This is a genomic window from Halomonas cibimaris (assembly GCF_039537045.1).
Lineage (GTDB): Bacteria > Pseudomonadota > Gammaproteobacteria > Pseudomonadales > Halomonadaceae > Vreelandella > Vreelandella cibimaris.
The window spans coordinates 1-15,574 of record NZ_BAAAZT010000025.1; the positions used below are offsets into that span (position 1 = coordinate 1).

General features: G+C 63.5%; 14 protein-coding genes. 11 read left to right on the forward strand and 3 right to left on the reverse strand.

The window, feature by feature from the left end; translation table 11 throughout:
* Positions 1–281: 281 nt before the first annotated feature.
* Both ligB and metK read right to left on the reverse strand, forming a co-directional pair.
* Positions 282–1,988, reverse strand: coding sequence for an NAD-dependent DNA ligase LigB (ligB, locus tag ABD654_RS03420; protein WP_344702321.1), 1,707 nt, complete (start codon positions 1,986–1,988; stop codon positions 282–284).
* A 139-nt stretch (positions 1,989–2,127) separates the two neighbouring features.
* Complete coding sequence (gene metK, locus ABD654_RS03425) at positions 2,128–3,351, reverse strand: methionine adenosyltransferase (protein ID WP_344702323.1); 1,224 nt, start codon at positions 3,349–3,351, stop codon at positions 2,128–2,130.
* Between the two features lie 215 nt (positions 3,352–3,566).
* On the opposite strand from metK, the gene tkt reads away from it, so the two are divergent.
* The 11 genes from tkt (at position 3,567) to ABD654_RS03480 (ending at position 14,094) form a co-directional block, all read left to right on the forward strand.
* Positions 3,567–5,591, forward strand: coding sequence for a transketolase (gene tkt, locus ABD654_RS03430; protein ID WP_344702325.1), 2,025 nt, complete (start codon positions 3,567–3,569; stop codon positions 5,589–5,591).
* Positions 5,579–5,932, forward strand: coding sequence for a CidA/LrgA family protein (locus ABD654_RS03435; RefSeq protein WP_017431398.1), 354 nt, complete (start codon positions 5,579–5,581; stop codon positions 5,930–5,932). The genes tkt and ABD654_RS03435 overlap by 13 nt, the downstream gene beginning before the upstream one ends.
* The gene (locus tag ABD654_RS03440) at positions 5,922–6,635 is read left to right on the forward strand and encodes an LrgB family protein (protein ID WP_344702344.1); all 714 of its coding nucleotides are present in this window, start codon (positions 5,922–5,924) and stop codon (positions 6,633–6,635) included. Before ABD654_RS03435 ends, ABD654_RS03440 begins: the two co-directional genes overlap by 11 nt.
* A gap of 46 nt (positions 6,636–6,681) precedes the next feature.
* Positions 6,682–7,713, forward strand: coding sequence for a type I glyceraldehyde-3-phosphate dehydrogenase (locus ABD654_RS03445; RefSeq protein WP_344702328.1), 1,032 nt, complete (start codon positions 6,682–6,684; stop codon positions 7,711–7,713).
* A 41-nt stretch (positions 7,714–7,754) separates the two neighbouring features.
* Complete coding sequence (locus ABD654_RS03450) at positions 7,755–8,933, forward strand: phosphoglycerate kinase (protein ID WP_344702330.1); 1,179 nt, start codon at positions 7,755–7,757, stop codon at positions 8,931–8,933.
* A 115-nt stretch (positions 8,934–9,048) separates the two neighbouring features.
* Positions 9,049–10,113 (forward strand): class II fructose-bisphosphate aldolase, encoded by a 1,065-nt coding sequence (gene fba / locus ABD654_RS03455; protein WP_344702332.1) that lies wholly within the window; start codon positions 9,049–9,051, stop codon positions 10,111–10,113.
* A gap of 109 nt (positions 10,114–10,222) precedes the next feature.
* Positions 10,223–10,951 carry an HAD family hydrolase gene (locus tag ABD654_RS03460; protein WP_344702334.1) on the forward strand — a complete coding sequence of 243 codons (729 nt, stop codon included), beginning with the start codon at positions 10,223–10,225 and terminating at the stop codon, positions 10,949–10,951.
* A gap of 97 nt (positions 10,952–11,048) precedes the next feature.
* Positions 11,049–12,296 carry an RNA-guided endonuclease InsQ/TnpB family protein gene (locus ABD654_RS03465; protein ID WP_344702336.1) on the forward strand — a complete coding sequence of 416 codons (1,248 nt, stop codon included), beginning with the start codon at positions 11,049–11,051 and terminating at the stop codon, positions 12,294–12,296.
* On the forward strand, positions 12,202–12,543 hold the full coding sequence (locus tag ABD654_RS03470; RefSeq protein ID WP_344702346.1) for a translation initiation factor Sui1: 342 nt from the start codon (positions 12,202–12,204) through the stop codon (positions 12,541–12,543). Before ABD654_RS03465 ends, ABD654_RS03470 begins: the two co-directional genes overlap by 95 nt.
* 367 nt (positions 12,544–12,910) lie before the next feature.
* A complete protein-coding gene (locus tag ABD654_RS03475; RefSeq protein ID WP_344702338.1) occupies positions 12,911–13,069 on the forward strand; it encodes an RRXRR domain-containing protein in 159 nt (52 codons plus the stop codon).
* Between the two features lie 116 nt (positions 13,070–13,185).
* Positions 13,186–14,094, forward strand: a complete 909-nt coding sequence (locus ABD654_RS03480; protein ID WP_344702340.1) for a nuclease-related domain-containing protein — start codon at positions 13,186–13,188, stop codon at positions 14,092–14,094.
* 2 nt (positions 14,095–14,096) lie between these two features.
* Here the strand turns inward: ABD654_RS03480 and ABD654_RS03485 are convergent, their stop codons facing one another.
* Positions 14,097–15,431: a deoxyguanosinetriphosphate triphosphohydrolase gene (locus ABD654_RS03485; RefSeq protein WP_344702342.1), complete on the reverse strand. Its 1,335-nt coding sequence runs from the start codon at positions 15,429–15,431 to the stop codon at positions 14,097–14,099.
* Positions 15,432–15,574: the final 143 nt, after the last annotated feature.

The window sequence follows — 15,574 nt, forward strand, 5'->3', positions numbered from 1 at the left end:
CTGATGGTCATGTTGCCTGCTGGGTGGGGGAGTCGAATGACGGTACTATGCCTGAAGGAACAGCGGGTTGGCGAGTCTCATCCGACGCCACCTGAATAGTTACAATTTTTTTTGTTTCGCCGATAGTACGGCACAACGCTATGCGACTTGACATCCTCCCCTCCCTTCGCGCTAACGCGCCTCAGAAGGAAGTTTTACGCGCTATTGGATAACGATGCAAAAAACGAAAGTATACAAGGCGCTGGCGCGTACCGGCCCAAACCGGGCCGCGCCTGAGCGGGTTAAAAGCCGTCAACACCGGCCGCTGCTAACCGGCGGGCCAGCGCCTTGACCCGGGGGTCGCGGAAAAATGCCGTCAGCGCCGCTGCGCGAACCGGGCCCACGCCGGAAAGCGCCTGCCAGTCCGCCGCGTCATACCGGCGTAGCGCGGCCCAGTCACCGTCTGCGCGCTCGCCGCCCGGCGGTGCACCCAGCGCCTCAAGCCACGCCTTGAACGGCTGCGCTTGCGCCGCGGCAAAGCGCTTTATGAGCGTCTGGGCGCTCACCTCGCCGATGCCTGCCACCCGCTCCAGTTCGGCCTGGTCCAGCGCCAGCCAGTCCAGCAGGCCGGTCACCGCGCCGGCGTCCATTAACGCCTGCCAGGTGCCTTCACCCACGCCGCGCATATCAAGCGCATCGCCCAGCCAATCGAGCCGCGCCAGCAGCTGGCTTTCACAGCCCAGCGGATAGGCGCCGGCATCGTCAAGCGAGAAACAGCTCAGCCGGTGGTAGTCATCTGCCGCCGGCACCGTCAGCGGCTCGCGCTCGGCAGCCTGCCAGACAACGCCGTCAAACGCCGGAATCGTCAGCCCGCCGAGCAGTACGGACAGCTGATCGCCGGCGCGAATATCCAGCTGGCGCCAGCGCTGTAGCGAGCCCAGCGAAACTCGGCTAACGCGCCGCCCCTCAAGCCGCACGGGGTCAAGATAGATCAGCGGTGTGACCCGCCCGGTGCGCCCGATACGAAACTCGATGCCGCGCACGCCGGCAAGCGCCCGCTGGCTGGGGTATTTCCAGGCCATCGCCCACGCCGGCGGCGCGGCGTGCCACTGCCGGCCGCCGGGCCGCTTGCCCTGCTTGAGCACCACGCCGTCAGAGGCAAACGGCAGCGGCGCGCGGTACCAGTGCCGGCGCCAATAGGTAGCGTCGCGGCGATCATCCAGCCGATGGGTATACGCAGCGGTTGCAAACCCCAGCGCGGCCAGCCGCTCAAGACGGTCGGGCATCGCTTCGGGGCCGTCAGGCCAGCCCCAGACAAAAAGCCCTACGCGCGAAAGCTCAGCGGCGCTCGGCGCTGCCTTGCGCATAACGCCGGCGACCCGGTTACGCGCCCGGTGGCGCGCGGTGCTGGCCTGTACGTGCTCATCAAGGCGCCAGTACAGCTCACCCTGCAGCACGGCCGATACCGGCTCGGGCAAAACGGTGGGCACGGCCGGCAGCCGGCGGGCCCGGGCCGTCCAGTTCTGGCCGCGCTCACCGTCACCGCGGCTGACGGCGGCCATCAGTTCACCGTCGACATAGCGCAGGGTGACCGCCACGCCGTCCACCTTGGGCTGAACCCACAGATCGTCCCGACGGCTTGACCAGCGCTTCACGCCGGCTTTATCGGTTTTGGCAAGCCCGGTCTGCGCTACCGGGTGGCGGCGTACGCTGTCAGCGCCGGCTGAGCGGCTCGTGGTGATGCGCCGTTCAGGCGTATGGCGCCGCGAAACCCCCGCGCACGCTCGCCACGTTTCCAGCCGCGCTACGGCCTGATCATAGAGCGCATCATCAATGGGTGAGCGAGCGTTTTGATAATAGGCACGGTCCCACTTGGCAATGCGCGCTTCAAGCGCCTGCACTTCGCGCGCAAGGCGGCCTTCTTTCCAATCCGGACAGTGACCAGCTGCCGCTTTTGCGCTGCTGATCAGCAGCGCAAAAGCGGCTGCCATCCCTGGCATTAAACGCATGATGCTTACTCCGTTGTTGTTGCTGGCAAGGCTTGCCCTTTCAGCGTAGGGGAAAAGGGATATATCGCCCGGCGCCAGCACACGGGCAAAAAAAAGCCCCGCTTGCGCGGGGCGTTAAGGCTGCAAATACCGCGCTGTATCACTCCAGCCCGGCTGCACGGCGCAGCGTGTCCACGCGATCAAGGCGCTCCCAGGGAAACGCAACAAAGGTTTCCACCTGCTCTTCGCCCCGGTCGTTGGTCCAGCGATAGCTGTGCTCGAACGGCTCGCGGCCGAAGTGGCCGTAGGCAGCGGTCAGCTGGTACATGGGGTGCTCAAGATCGAGCATCCGGGTGATGGCATAAGGGCGCAGATCGAAGTGCTCGCGCACAAGCGCTGTGATCATGGCCTCAGGGACCTTGCCGGTGCCGAAGGTATCCACCGAAACAGACGTCGGCTCGGCCACGCCGATGGCGTAGGACACCTGAATTTCGCACTTGTCGGCAAGCCCGGCGGCCACAATGTTCTTGGCCACGTAGCGCCCGGCATAGGCCGCGCTGCGGTCGACCTTGGACGGGTCCTTGCCGGAAAACGCCCCGCCGCCGTGGCGCGCCATGCCGCCGTAGGTATCCACAATGACCTTGCGCCCGGTCAGCCCGCAGTCGCCGACCGGGCCGCCGATGACGAACTGGCCGGTGGGGTTGATGTGGTACTGAGTGTCTTCGTCAAGCCACTCGGCGGGAATGACCGTCTGGATGATTTCGCGCTTGATGATCTGGCGCAGCTCTTCTTGATCGATGCCGGGGTCGTGCTGGGTCGACAGCACCACCGCGTCTATGCCACAGGGGTTGCCACCGGCGTCGTAGCGAAAGGTCAGCTGGCTCTTGGCATCCGGGCGCAGCCAGGGCAGCAGCCCTTCACGGCGCAGCTGAGACTGCTTTTCCACCAGGCGGTGGGCGTAATACGCCGGGGCGGGCATGTAGGCGTCGGTTTCGTTGGTGGCGTAGCCAAACATCAGCCCCTGGTCACCGGCGCCCTGATCTTCCGGCTTGGCGCGATCCACGCCCTGGGCAATCTCCACGCTTTGCTTGCCGATCAGGTTGATAATACCGCAGGTGCCGCCGTCAAAGCCGACGTCTGACGACGTATAGCCAATATCGGTGATCACCCCGCGCACCAGCGCTTCCAGATCGATCCACGCCGAGGTGGTAATCTCACCGGCAATGATCGCCACGCCGGTTTTGACCATGGTTTCACACGCGACGCGCGCCTGTTTATCGCGGGCGATAATGGCATCCAGCACCGCATCGGAAATCTGGTCGGCGATCTTGTCGGGGTGACCTTCGGAAACCGACTCGGAGGTAAACAGGGTATATTCGCTCATCGCGCTTGTGGCCCTCTGTTCTGGTAGCAAGCCCTGAGCGGAGAACTCCGCCTGCCGCGAAGCCAACCGCGTCAACGCCGCCGTCCTTCAGGTAAACGTTATCGTCAAGGGAGTGGAGTTTACACCCTGACCGCAGCGCTTCCTAGGATTTGCCGCCATGGGCGAAGTCAGCGACAATAGCAGCCTCCATTTTGTTTGCAGGCGAGGAGCACCCCATGCCGTCCCGATTTGAGCTGGCCAATGCCGTTCGCGCGCTTTCCATGGACGCCGTACAAAAGGCCAATTCCGGCCATCCCGGCGCGCCCATGGGCATGGCGGACATCGCCGAAGTGCTGTGGAACGACTACCTCAAGCACAGCCCGGAAGATCCCAAATGGGCCGATCGCGACCGCTTTGTGCTCTCTAACGGCCACGGCTCCATGCTGCTCTACTCGCTTTTGCACCTGACCGGCTATGACCTCAGCCTTGAGCAGCTGCAAAACTTCCGCCAGCTCCACGCCGCCACCGCCGGCCACCCGGAATACGGCTACGCCCCGGGCATTGAAACCACCACCGGCCCGCTGGGCCAGGGGCTGGCCAACGCCGTAGGCATGGCCCTTGCCGAGAAAACCCTGGCCGGCCAGTTCAACCGCCCGGGCCACGCCATCGTCGATCACCGTACCTGGTGTTTTCTCGGCGACGGCTGCCTGATGGAAGGCATCTCCCACGAGGTGGCATCGCTTGCCGGCACCCAGAAGCTGGGCAAGCTGGTGGCGTTTTACGACGACAACGGCATTTCCATCGACGGCGAGGTCGACGGCTGGTTTACCGACGACACCGCCAAGCGCTTTGACGCCTACGGCTGGCACGTAGTCGCCAACGTCGACGGCCACAAGCCCGAAGAAATCAAGGCGGCCATCGAGCTTGCCCTGACCCAGGACGACAAGCCCAGCCTGATCGTGTGCAAGACCGTGATCGGCTTTGGCGCGCCCAACAAGCAGGGCAAGGCGTCCTCCCACGGGGCCGCGCTCGGCGATGACGAAGTGGCCGCCGCCCGCGAGCAGCTGGGCTGGCATCATGCCCCCTTCCACATACCCGAAGAAGTGTACGCCGGCTGGGAGGCATGTGACGCCGGTCGCAAGCGCCGGGCCGACTGGGACGCGCGCCTTGCCCGCTACGCCGAGGCCTTCCCGGAAGACGCCGCCGAGCTGACCCGCCGTTTGAAAGGCGAGCTGCCCCAGGCGCTTTCCAGCCAGGCGCTGGTGGAAAAAGCCCAGCAGGACGGCAACACCACCGCCTCGCGCAAGGCCTCGCTGGCGGCGCTCAACGCGCTGGGCCCCCAGCTGCCCGAGCTGCTCGGCGGCAGCGCCGATCTGGCACCGTCGAATTTAACGTTCTGGGACGGCGCTGCAACGATCACACCCGAAACGCCCGGCGGCAGCTACCTGCACTACGGCGTGCGCGAATTCGGCATGGCCGCGATCATGAACGGCATTGCGCTGCACGGCGGCTTTATGCCCTACGGCGCTACCTTCCTGATTTTCATGGACTACATGCGCAACGCCGTGCGCATGTCGGCGCTGATGCACCAGCAGGCCATCTACGTCTTTACCCACGACTCTATCGGGCTTGGCGAAGACGGCCCCACCCACCAGCCCGTCGAACAGCTGACCGGGCTGCGCACGATTCCCAACCTCTGCGCCTGGCGGCCGTGCGACGCGGTGGAAACCGCCGCGGCCTGGGACGCTGCGATCAAACGCCGCTCGGGCCCCACTGCGCTGGTCCTGTCCCGCCAGAACCTTGATCATCAGCCGCGCACCCAAGCCCAGCTGGCCAATATCCAGCGTGGCGGGTACGTGTTGAAAGACAGCGAGGGCACCCCGGAGCTGATTATCATCGCCACCGGCTCCGAAGTCGGCCTGGCGATGAACGCCGCCGCCAAGCTGGAAGCCTCCGGCACCGCCGTACGCGTGGTCTCCATGCCGTCTACCCAGCGCTTCGACGGCCAGGACGCCGAGTACCGCGAAAGCGTGCTGCCGGCAGCGGTGACCAAACGCCTGGCGATCGAAGCCGCCCACGCCGATTACTGGTACAAGTACGTGGGGCTGAACGGCCGGGTGGTCGGCATGACTACCTACGGTGAATCCGCGCCGGCGGGTGATTTGTTCAAGCACTTCGGTTTTACCGTGGATCACGTGGTCGAGCAGGCCCGGGCGCTGCTGGAGTCAATGCCTTTATCGGTGACGTCATGCCTGCGCTGAACGGTTTTTTGTGGCTACTGCTGTGCTGGCTTGCCGGTGAGCTGATCGTCCACTACACCGGCATTCCTGTTTCTTCCGGCGTGATCGGCATGCTGTTGCTGTGCGGCGCCCTGGCGATAAACGGCGGCGTGCCGGAAAGCGTTGCCGCTGCTGCCCAGCCGCTGATCGCGATGCTGGCGATGCTGATCATGCCCGGCGTTACCGGTGTGTTTTTCATGATCGATCAGCTGGCCGGACAGTGGACCGCCATCATCATCAGCCTGATCATAGGCACCCTGTTCAGCGTGTTCACCACGCTTTGGCTGCTGCAGCGCCTGATGCGGGATGACCATGCTGGGTGAGGCGCTGCTACAGCGACTGAGCGCCACGCCGCTGTTCGCCGTGGCGCTCACGCTGACTGCCTATCTGGTCGCCATGGCGCTGCTCAAGCGCCTGGGCCGGCCGCCCTGGCTGCCGGCCATTGTGCTCGCCACCGCCCTGCTTGTCGGAGCGCTGGTGCTCACCGGGATGGACTACACGACCTATCAGGAGGGCGCTCGCTGGCTTACCGTACTGCTGGGCCCGGCTACCGTTGCGCTGGGCATGCCGCTGTACCAGCTGCTGCCTCGCATTCGACAGCTGTGGCGCCCGCTAGCCGTATGCCTGCCGATATCAGCCACCATGGCTATTGTCTACGCGCTGGGCATTGCCTGGCTCATGGGAGCCACCCCCGAGACTATCGCCTCGCTTGCCGCCAAATCGGTCACTGCCCCCATTGCCATCGGCATTACCGAGCAGATTGGCGGCAACGTCTCCCTGCTGCTGGGTGCGCTGCTGGTTACCGGCGTGGCCGCCATCGGCTTTGTCAGCCTGGCCGCACGGCAGATGAACATTACAGATGAGCGCATTATCGGCTTTGCCCTCGGCGTTAACGGCCACGCGCTGGGCACGGTGCGCGCTTTTGAAATTGGCCCGACCGCCGGCGCCTTTGCCTCGCTGGGCATGAGCCTGACAGGCACTTTTACCGCGCTGCTGCTGCCGCTGGCCTGGCGGCTGGTGGTCTGAACACGCCCGGGCCCTCACTCGATTCAGCATGGCGGAGAGTCACACCATGAGCGACACGCGATACCGCATTGCCATCAACGGCTACGGCCGTATCGGCCAGTGCGCACTGCGCGCACTGATCGAGCGTCAGCTACCCCACGTTGACGTGGTGGCCATCAACGAGCTGTCGGATGCGGCTACCATCAGCTACCTGACCCGTTTTGATACCACCCACGGGCGCTTTCCCGGCACGGTAGAGGCCAACGACGGCCACCTGATCGTCAACGGCCACCCCATTCGCCTGTTAAGCGAGCCGGACCCGGCAAAACTGCCCTGGGGCGAGCTGGGGATCGATCTGGTGCTGGAATGCTCGGGCAGCTTCAAAGACCGCGCCACCGCGATGCAGCACATCAACGCCGGGGCCAAGCAGCTATTGTTCTCCCAGCCGGCGGGAAACGACGTCGACGCCACCGTTGTCTGGGGCATCAATCAGGACACATTGTCCCTTGAGCAGCCGGTGATTTCCGCGGCGTCGTGCACCACCAATTGCCTGGTGCCGCTGCTCACGGTGCTGGATGAAACGCTGGGCGTGGAGCACGGCGTCACCACCACCATCCATTCGGCGATGAACGACCAGCCGGTGATCGACGCCTGCCATCAGACCGACCTGCGCCTGACGCGCTCGGCGATGCAGTCCATCGTGCCGGTGGATACGGGCCTGGCCCGGGGCATCAGCCGGCTGATGCCCCACCTGGCCGGGCGCTTTGAATGCCTGCACGTGCGCGTGCCCACCATCAACGTCTCGGCCATGGACGTTTCGCTGACGGTGCGCCACGACACGCACGCCGCCGCGGTCAATGCGCTGCTGGCCGAGGCCGCCGCTGCACGACTCGACGGCGTGCTGGGCTACACCGAAACGCCCACGGCATCGGTGGATTACAACCACGACCCGCGCTCCGGCATTATCGACGCCACCCAGACTCGAGTAGCCGGTGCGCGGTTAATCAAACTTTTATGCTGGTTCGATAACGAATGGGGCTTTGCCAACCGCATGCTGGATATCACCCAGCGGCTGGCCGAGCTGCGCGCCGCTGCCTGATACCGCCCCAGAAGTAAATCAAAACGACGAGGACGTTGCCCATGAACGTGAAACGCATGACCGACCTTTCGCTTCGCGGCCAGCGCGTGCTGATCCGTGAAGACCTCAACGTGCCCGTCAAGCAAGGACAGGTGGCAAGCGACGCCCGCCTGCGCGCGGTGCTGCCCACCGTCCGCGCCGCCGTTGACGCAGGCGCCAAGGTGCTGCTGATGAGCCACCTGGGTCGCCCCACCGAAGGCGAACCCGCTGACGAGTTCTCCCTGGCCCCGGTGGCCGAGCGCCTGGGCGAGCTGCTGGAACGCCCGGTCACGCTGGTCGCCGATTACCTGGATCGCGCCCCCGAACTGGCCAACGGCGAAATCGCCCTGCTGGAAAACGTACGCTTCAACGCCGGCGAGAAAAAAGACGACGAAGCGCTTGCCCGGCGCTACGCCGCGCTGTGCGACGTCTTCGTCATGGACGCTTTCGGCACGGCTCACCGCGCTCAGGCCTCCACCCACGGCGTGGCGCGCTTTGCCCCGACCGCCTGCGCCGGCCCGCTGTTGGCCGCCGAGCTTTCCGCGCTGGAAAAAGCGCTGGCCGCCCCCACACGGCCGATGACGGCGATTGTCGGCGGCGCCAAGGTCTCCACCAAGCTTGACGTGCTCACCGCACTGGCCGACAAGTGCGACCAGCTCATCGTCGGCGGCGGCATTGCCAACACCTTTATCGCCGCGGCCGGGCATAACGTCGGCAAGTCACTCCACGAGGCCGACCTGGTGGAGCAGGCGCGCACGCTGATGGAAAAAGTCGACATTCCGCTGCCCACCGACGTGGTCGTTGCCACCGAGTTTGCCCAGTCCGCCCCGGCGATGATCAAGCCGGTGGATCAGGTGGAAGATCACGAGATGATCCTCGATATCGGCCCGGACAGCGCCGAGCACCTGGCCGGCATGCTCAAAAACGCCGGTACCGTGCTGTGGAACGGCCCGGTCGGCGTATTCGAGATCGATCAGTTCGGCCACGGCACCGAGCGGCTGGCCCGGGCCATCGCCGAAAGCGACGCTTTCTCCATTGCCGGGGGCGGTGATACCTTGGCCGCCATTGACAAGTACGCCGTGGCCGAGCAGGTATCGTACATTTCCACCGGAGGCGGCGCCTTTCTGGAATACGTTGAAGGCAAGGCACTGCCCGCCGTCACCGCCCTGGAAGCCGCCGCCGGCTACGCCCAACGCTTGTAACAAACGCCTTGTTGAGACATGATCTCAACATTGACGCTCAACGCCACGTACAGCCGCGCCGATGCCTCGGTGCGGCTTGGCTTTTCTTTTCGCGACCTATAATCAAGGTGACTTCATGGCTTTGATCAGCATGCGCCAGATGCTGGACCACGCCGCCGAACACGGCTACGGCATTCCCGCGTTCAACGTCAACAACCTCGAACAGATGCGCGCCATCATGGAGGCCGCCGACCAGACCGATTCGCCGGTCATCATCCAGGCCTCTGCCGGCGCGCGCAAATACGCCGGCGCGCCCTTTTTGCGCCACCTGATTCTGGCCGCGGTGGAAGAGTTCCCCCACATTCCCGTGGCCATGCACCAGGATCACGGCACCAGCCCCGGCGTCTGCCAGCGCTCCATTCAGCTGGGCTTTTCCTCGGTGATGATGGACGGCTCGCTGGGCGAAGACGGCAAAACGCCGATGGACTACGACTACAACGTTGACGTCACTCGCCGCACCGTGGAAATGGCGCATGCCTGCGGCGTTTCCGTGGAAGGCGAGCTGGGCTGTCTGGGCAGCCTGGAAACCGGCATGGCCGGCGAAGAAGACGGCATCGGCGCCGAAGGCAAGCTCGACCGTGAGCAGCTTTTGACCGATCCGGAAGAAGCCGCCGCGTTCGTCAAGGCGACCCACGTGGACGCGCTGGCCATCGCCATCGGCACCAGCCACGGCGCCTACAAGTTTACGCGTCCGCCCACCGGCGAAACCCTGTCGATTCAGCGCATCAAGGAAATCCACGCGCGCATCCCGGATACCCATCTGGTCATGCACGGCTCGTCTTCCGTGCCCCAGGAGTGGCTTGAGGTGATCAACCAGCACGGCGGCGACATCCCGGAAACCTACGGCGTACCGGTGTCGGAAATCGTCGAGGGCATCAAGCACGGCGTGCGCAAGGTCAACATCGACACCGACCTGCGCCTGGCCTCCACCGGCGCGGTGCGCCGCTTCCTCGCCGAGAACCCAAGCGAGTTCGACCCGCGTAAATTCCTCAAGGAAACCGTTAGCGCCATGCGTGACCTGTGCATCAGCCGCTACGAGGCCTTCGGTGCGGCGGGCAACGCCAGCAAGATCAAACCGATCAACCTTGAAGAGATGTACATGCGCTACGCACGCGGCGAGCTGACCCCCAACGTCAAGTAGTTCAAGCGTTCCCCCGCCAGGGCGGCCCGAGTGGCCGCCTTTTTTGTGCCGGTAGCCGGGTCACAGGCTTTGTGAGACACTTGGCGCGTTCGCACTGCAAGGTACCGCCATGTTTCTGCCCCTGCTGCTCTTTGATTGCGACGGCACGCTGGTTGACAGCGAACCGCTGCTGGCAGAAGAAATGGTCACGGGCCTGAATGCGCTGGGACTACCGCTTACCGCCGCTGAATATCTGGTTCGCTTCCGCGGCGTGCGCTTTCGCCACATCGCACGCCGGCTGCAAGAACAATACGGCGCCGTGCCACCATCCCGGCTTGCGCGCATGGAAGCCGCCATGCGCGCCAACCTGGCCCGGCGCATGACCGACGAGCTAAGGCCCATCTCCGGGGCCATCGATGCGCTTGAACGCTTGGCCGCGTACCCTCGCGCGGTCGTCTCCAACGGCACGGAACAAAAAATCCGCGCCGCACTCACGACCACAGGACTCAGCAGCCGTTTTGATACCCCCATATTCAGCGGCTATACCGTCAACTGCTGGAAACCTGAGCCCTGCCTGCACTTACATGCTGCGCGCGCGCTGGGATTTGCCCCGGCGAACTGCATCGCCATTGATGACGCCCTGGTGGGCGTTGAGGCGGCGCTCGCCGCGGGCATGACGGTGATTCATCTCAACCGTTTTCCCCAGGCCGAGACGACGCCGGCCAATGCCATTATGATACGCTACATGAACGAACTCCCCGGCGTGGTTGCCGGCCTGGCAAGCGGGGCCTCGCGCGCCAAGAGCGCTCACGAGAGCCTGCCAAATCAGACGCCACGCCTTGACGCTTTTACCAAATAGCGCGTAAAGCATCGCCCCATGCGGGCGGTGGTAAAAGCGCGCACCGCAACGCGATGCCGGGGTTGAAGGTTCCATTACCACCTGATATTTATACAAAATGACGAAATGTGCCTACAAGGAACGGTTTTATCCGACGCCCGAACAAGCCGCCTTGCTGGCGCAATCGTTTGGCTGCGTGCGTTTTGTCTGGAACAACACCCTGGCCTATCGCACCGAGGCCTATCAGGAGCGGAAAGAAACCGTCTCACATTCCGAAGCAGAGAAGCGACTGGTGGCGCTCAAAGCGGAATTTCCGTGGCTGAAGAACGTGTCCAGCGTGATCCTGCAACAAGCCCTGCGCGATCAAAAAGCAGCCTTCGACAACTTCTTCAACACCAAGCTCAAGGCGCGCTATCCGCGCTTCAAAGCCAAGGATGGCCGGCAATCCATTAGGCTGACCAAGGCTGCCTTCCGCTATCGGGACGGCGCGATCACTATCGCCAAAACGAAAACACCGCTACCGATCCGCTGGAGCCGCCCACTGCCCGGCGCCCCGTCCAGCGTGACGATTTCACGCGACCGTGCAGGCCGCTACTTCATCAGTTGTCTGTGCGAGTTCACGCCCGAGCCGTTGCCGGCCACGTCCCGTACCGTAGGTATTGATCTGGGGCTGACCGACCTGTTCATTACCAGCCAAGGGCAGAAATCCGGCAACCCGCGCTATCTCAAACGGTATGCCGCCAAACTGGCCTACCTGCAACGCCGACTGAGCAAAAAGCAGCGAGGCTCGAACAACCGCCATAAAATGCGCCGCAAGGTGGCGCGTCTGCACGCCAAAATCGCGGACTGCCGCCGCGATGCGATGCACAAGGCCACTCGAACGCTGGTCAACGAAAACCAAGTGATCTGCGTCGAGACGTTGAACATTGTCGGCATGCTCAAGAACAAGACACTGGCCAAAGCCATCAGCGATGCGGGTTGGGGCGAGTTCCTGCGCCAGCTGGCCTACAAGGCCGACTGGGCGGGCCGCCAGCTCATTCAGGTCAGCCGGTGGCTGCCCAGCAGCAAGACGTGCCACCATTGCGGCCACAAGATCAAAAAGCTGCCGCTATCGCAGCGCCACTGGCACTGTGACGGCTGCGGCCANGTGTGGAAGCAGGAAGGTTCTGGGGGTGACCCAGCAACCCTCGCCCAAAGCGCAGTGCGCGGCGGGCGGGAAGTGTCAGAGGAGAACGATGATGGCATCGCTACGCGACCAGCTTGGCGGGCTGGTGTACTCTACCGAACACGGCGATACCTGCCCGGACTGCCGCGAGCCGCTGGCGCAATGTTGCTGCGCGGCACTTGCAGAACAGCAGCGCCTTGAAACGCTGGACGGCACCGTGCGTATTCGCCGGGAAACCAGCGGCCGCAAAGGCAAGGGGGTTACTACGCTTACCGGCATCAAACTCCCTGCCGACGAGCTCAAAAAGCTCGCCAAGCAGCTGAAAAAACGTTGCGGCACCGGTGGCGCGGTCAAAAACGGCGTTATCGAGATTCAGGGGGACCACCGCGATACGCTGTATCAGGCGCTGGTGGCCATGGGCTATACCGTCAAGCACGCCGGCGGCTAAGCACGACTGCAGCGCCCGTTTTCTTTTTATACATAGGCCCTATCCACGACAAAGGCCCCACCCACGGCAAAGGCCCTTCGTCAACTACCTCTACCTAAAGGCAGAGGCTTGTAAAAACAGGCCCGGTTGACCAGGGAGAGCGGGCAACATGGCCGCTACGTTGATAGCAGGTCGTCAAGACTCACCAGTGGATGCTTCCCCAGTCTGCTGCTCTGAAAGGTCGGGATCATGCGGGCGCAAGGTAAAACGCCGAAGGCCCCGACCGCTGCCGCCAGGCAGGAGCCGGTTATCGACATTCCCGAGGGGAGACGGATCGAACGATCCGCGACACAAGGCCCGTAAGGGCATTGATCAGGAGGGAATCGCCGTGGCGGTTTTCGTATTGGACAAAGGCAAGCAGCCGTTGATGCCGTGCAGCGAAAAGCGTGCCCGGCTGCTGCTGGAACGCGGTCGCGCCGTGGTGCATAAACGCTACCCGTTCACGATCCGGCACGTGGAGATGGCTACGGCTACCACCTCACAATAACCACTCACCAACGGAAAGGAGGAGCGGGACAGGCGGTGGCATAATCCGGGTCGCCCTGCGGGCGACGCGCTATCCCTCCCGGCACTCGAAGTACCGGGTATCCCGCACAAGTTCTGATGACCTGGCTGGCATACCTGTTACCCCTCATCTTTTTGTTTCCCATGGCCGCACTGGGCGCTGTGGCACTGGCTTTGCGCAACCTGCACGATGTCCCCATTCGCTCACCGTTTGACGCCAACCCGCTGCGCGGGCCGGGTCAGGCACTGCGCGCACGGCTGGATCAGGCATTTTCCACGCTTTTTCTCAACGGCTCGCTAGGCCCGCTGATTAGCCTGGCGCCGCTGATGTACGGCATGGGCCGCATGCTGTTTGCCCAGCGCCAGTTCTGGGTGGAGTGGGCCCTTTACGGCATGCTGAGCACCGTTTTGGTGCTGATCTTTTCTCTGCTGCTAGTACGTGACTACCAGCGGATACGCCGCCTCAAGCTGGGGCTTGCCTGCGAGCTTGCCGTCGGCCAGGAGCTGGATCGGCTGCTCTATCTCGAAGCCCACACCTACGCGGTGTTTCACGATGTTCCCGCCGGGCACTTTACCATTGACCACATTGTGGTCACGCCGGGCGGTATTTTTGTGGTAGAAACGCGTGCCCGAAGCCGGGCGCTCGACGCCGAAGGGCGTGAAATCAAACAGGTCGCCGTTGAGCGTGAGCGTCTACGCTTTCCTCACTGGCAGGAGCGCCGGCCGCTGTACAAGACGCGCCAGGCGGTCAGCTGGCTTAGCGACTGGCTTGAACGCCAATGCGGTGTTCCGGTGCCCGTGCGCGGGGTTCTCGTTTTACCGGGCTGGGATATCGATACCCAGGAAGCGGCCAACGACATCATGGTCGTTAGCGGCGAACATCTGGCAGCCCAGCTGACCGCTATCACGCTTGGCAAACTGGACAAGACGGTTCACGGCAGCATCGTTGACTGGCTGCGACAGCGCTGCCCGCAGCAGGAAAAGCCCCTGCGTCAGCCGTCTGCCTGAGCTCACCCGTTGCCCCTGAGCCGGCCTCCCATCTCCTGGGCCAGATCGACCGCGTAGTGGTCAGTCATGCCGCCAATAAAATCCAGCATTCGCCGATAGCTGGCGTACAGGGGCCATTCCTGGGTCGGCGTGTTTTCGCCGATCAGAGCTAGCACACGCTGGTGTTTAAAGGATAGTGCGCCATGGTAATGCAGCTCATGCGCTGCCCCGATAAATGCTTCGAGCAGAATACCCAGCGTGGTGTAGGCACCGATCTCGAGCTTGGCCTTGCGCTCGTTCTGGAAAATCCGTTCCCGGGCAAGTGCTTTGGCTGCCGCAACGCCGTCGCTCAGGTCACCGTGGCATAGCGTCAGCAAATCCCGATCCAGTTGCCCCGTCAGCAGTGACGCTTCGTGCTGTACAAACACCTCTGCCACGTCATTCACCGCACGTTCCATCGCCGCACCACGCAGCAAGGCGATACAGCGACGTTGGGAAGCATCGCGCCGCTGCATCTCAGCGTACTCGGTAGGCAGCCCGCCGGCGATGCGTTGAAGAATACCGGCCACTTCTTCGTAGCGCAGAATGCCCATTTCCAGTCCGTCTTCGAGATCCAGCAGGGCATAGCAGATATCGTCAGCGGCCTCGACCAGCCACGCCAGCGGATGCCGACACCATCGGTCTTCGCCCTGGGGCAGAAGCCCCAGGTCGGCTGCGACATCACGCAGCAAGGATACCTCCGACTGATAGGCGCCGAACTTGCCGCCGGCGGTTTGCTGCGTCACCGCCCAGGGATATTTCAGCAGCGTACCCAGCGTCGCGGCCGTCATGCGCATACCGCCGTTAAACTGGTTGTACTCGATCTGAGTGATGACGCGAAAGCCTTGGGCATTGCCTTCGTAGGTCAGCAAATCGTCGCGCTCGGCGGGCGTCAGACCGTCCAGCCAGCCGGCATTATCGGCGCGCTGAAACCAGTCACGAATAGCGTATTCACCCGCGTGGCCAAAGGGGGGATTGCCGATGTCGTGGCCCAGACAGGCGGTCTGTACGATCACGCCCAAATCCGCCGGGGTAATGCTCTCCGGCAGACGGTCCTGCAGCAGCTCGCCCACGATCATACCCAGCGAACGGCCCACACAGCCCACTTCCAGCGAGTGGGTCAGTCGAGTGTGGATGTGATCGTTTTCGGTTAGCGGATGCACCTGGGTCTTGCGCCCGAGCCGGCGAAACGAGCCGGAAAACACAATTCGGTCGTGGTCTTTATGAAACGGCGTGCGGCCGATCTCGTGTGAAATATCGCGGCGCTTATCGTGCAGGCGTCGTGGAGAAAGCAGCTTTTCCCAACGCATCATCGTCATGGCGTTTTCTTCTCCCTGGAGCTCGATTGTGGCACACAGTCGACGCCCGTTGGTCCATTATCGGTGGTCAGCAACCGGTTCCCCGCTGTTTTTCTTCCGCGCACACAAAAAACCCGGCGCGTGGCCGGGTTTTCTGCGTATTG

What these genes read in the sequence shown, in the direction of transcription:
- ligB (WP_344702321.1), bottom strand. Translation starts at nt 1,988, where the DNA reads ATGCGTTTAATGCCAGGGATGGCAGCCGCTTTTGCGCTGCTGATCAGC.
- metK (WP_344702323.1), bottom strand. Translation starts at nt 3,351, where the DNA reads ATGAGCGAATATACCCTGTTTACCTCCGAGTCGGTTTCCGAAGGTCAC.
- tkt (WP_344702325.1), top strand. Translation starts at nt 3,567, where the DNA reads ATGCCGTCCCGATTTGAGCTGGCCAATGCCGTTCGCGCGCTTTCCATG.
- ABD654_RS03435 (WP_017431398.1), top strand. Translation starts at nt 5,579, where the DNA reads ATGCCTGCGCTGAACGGTTTTTTGTGGCTACTGCTGTGCTGGCTTGCC.
- ABD654_RS03440 (WP_344702344.1), top strand. Translation starts at nt 5,922, where the DNA reads ATGCTGGGTGAGGCGCTGCTACAGCGACTGAGCGCCACGCCGCTGTTC.
- ABD654_RS03445 (WP_344702328.1), top strand. Translation starts at nt 6,682, where the DNA reads ATGAGCGACACGCGATACCGCATTGCCATCAACGGCTACGGCCGTATC.
- ABD654_RS03450 (WP_344702330.1), top strand. Translation starts at nt 7,755, where the DNA reads ATGAACGTGAAACGCATGACCGACCTTTCGCTTCGCGGCCAGCGCGTG.
- fba (WP_344702332.1), top strand. Translation starts at nt 9,049, where the DNA reads ATGGCTTTGATCAGCATGCGCCAGATGCTGGACCACGCCGCCGAACAC.
- ABD654_RS03460 (WP_344702334.1), top strand. Translation starts at nt 10,223, where the DNA reads ATGTTTCTGCCCCTGCTGCTCTTTGATTGCGACGGCACGCTGGTTGAC.
- ABD654_RS03480 (WP_344702340.1), top strand. Translation starts at nt 13,186, where the DNA reads ATGACCTGGCTGGCATACCTGTTACCCCTCATCTTTTTGTTTCCCATG.
- ABD654_RS03485 (WP_344702342.1), bottom strand. Translation starts at nt 15,431, where the DNA reads ATGACGATGATGCGTTGGGAAAAGCTGCTTTCTCCACGACGCCTGCAC.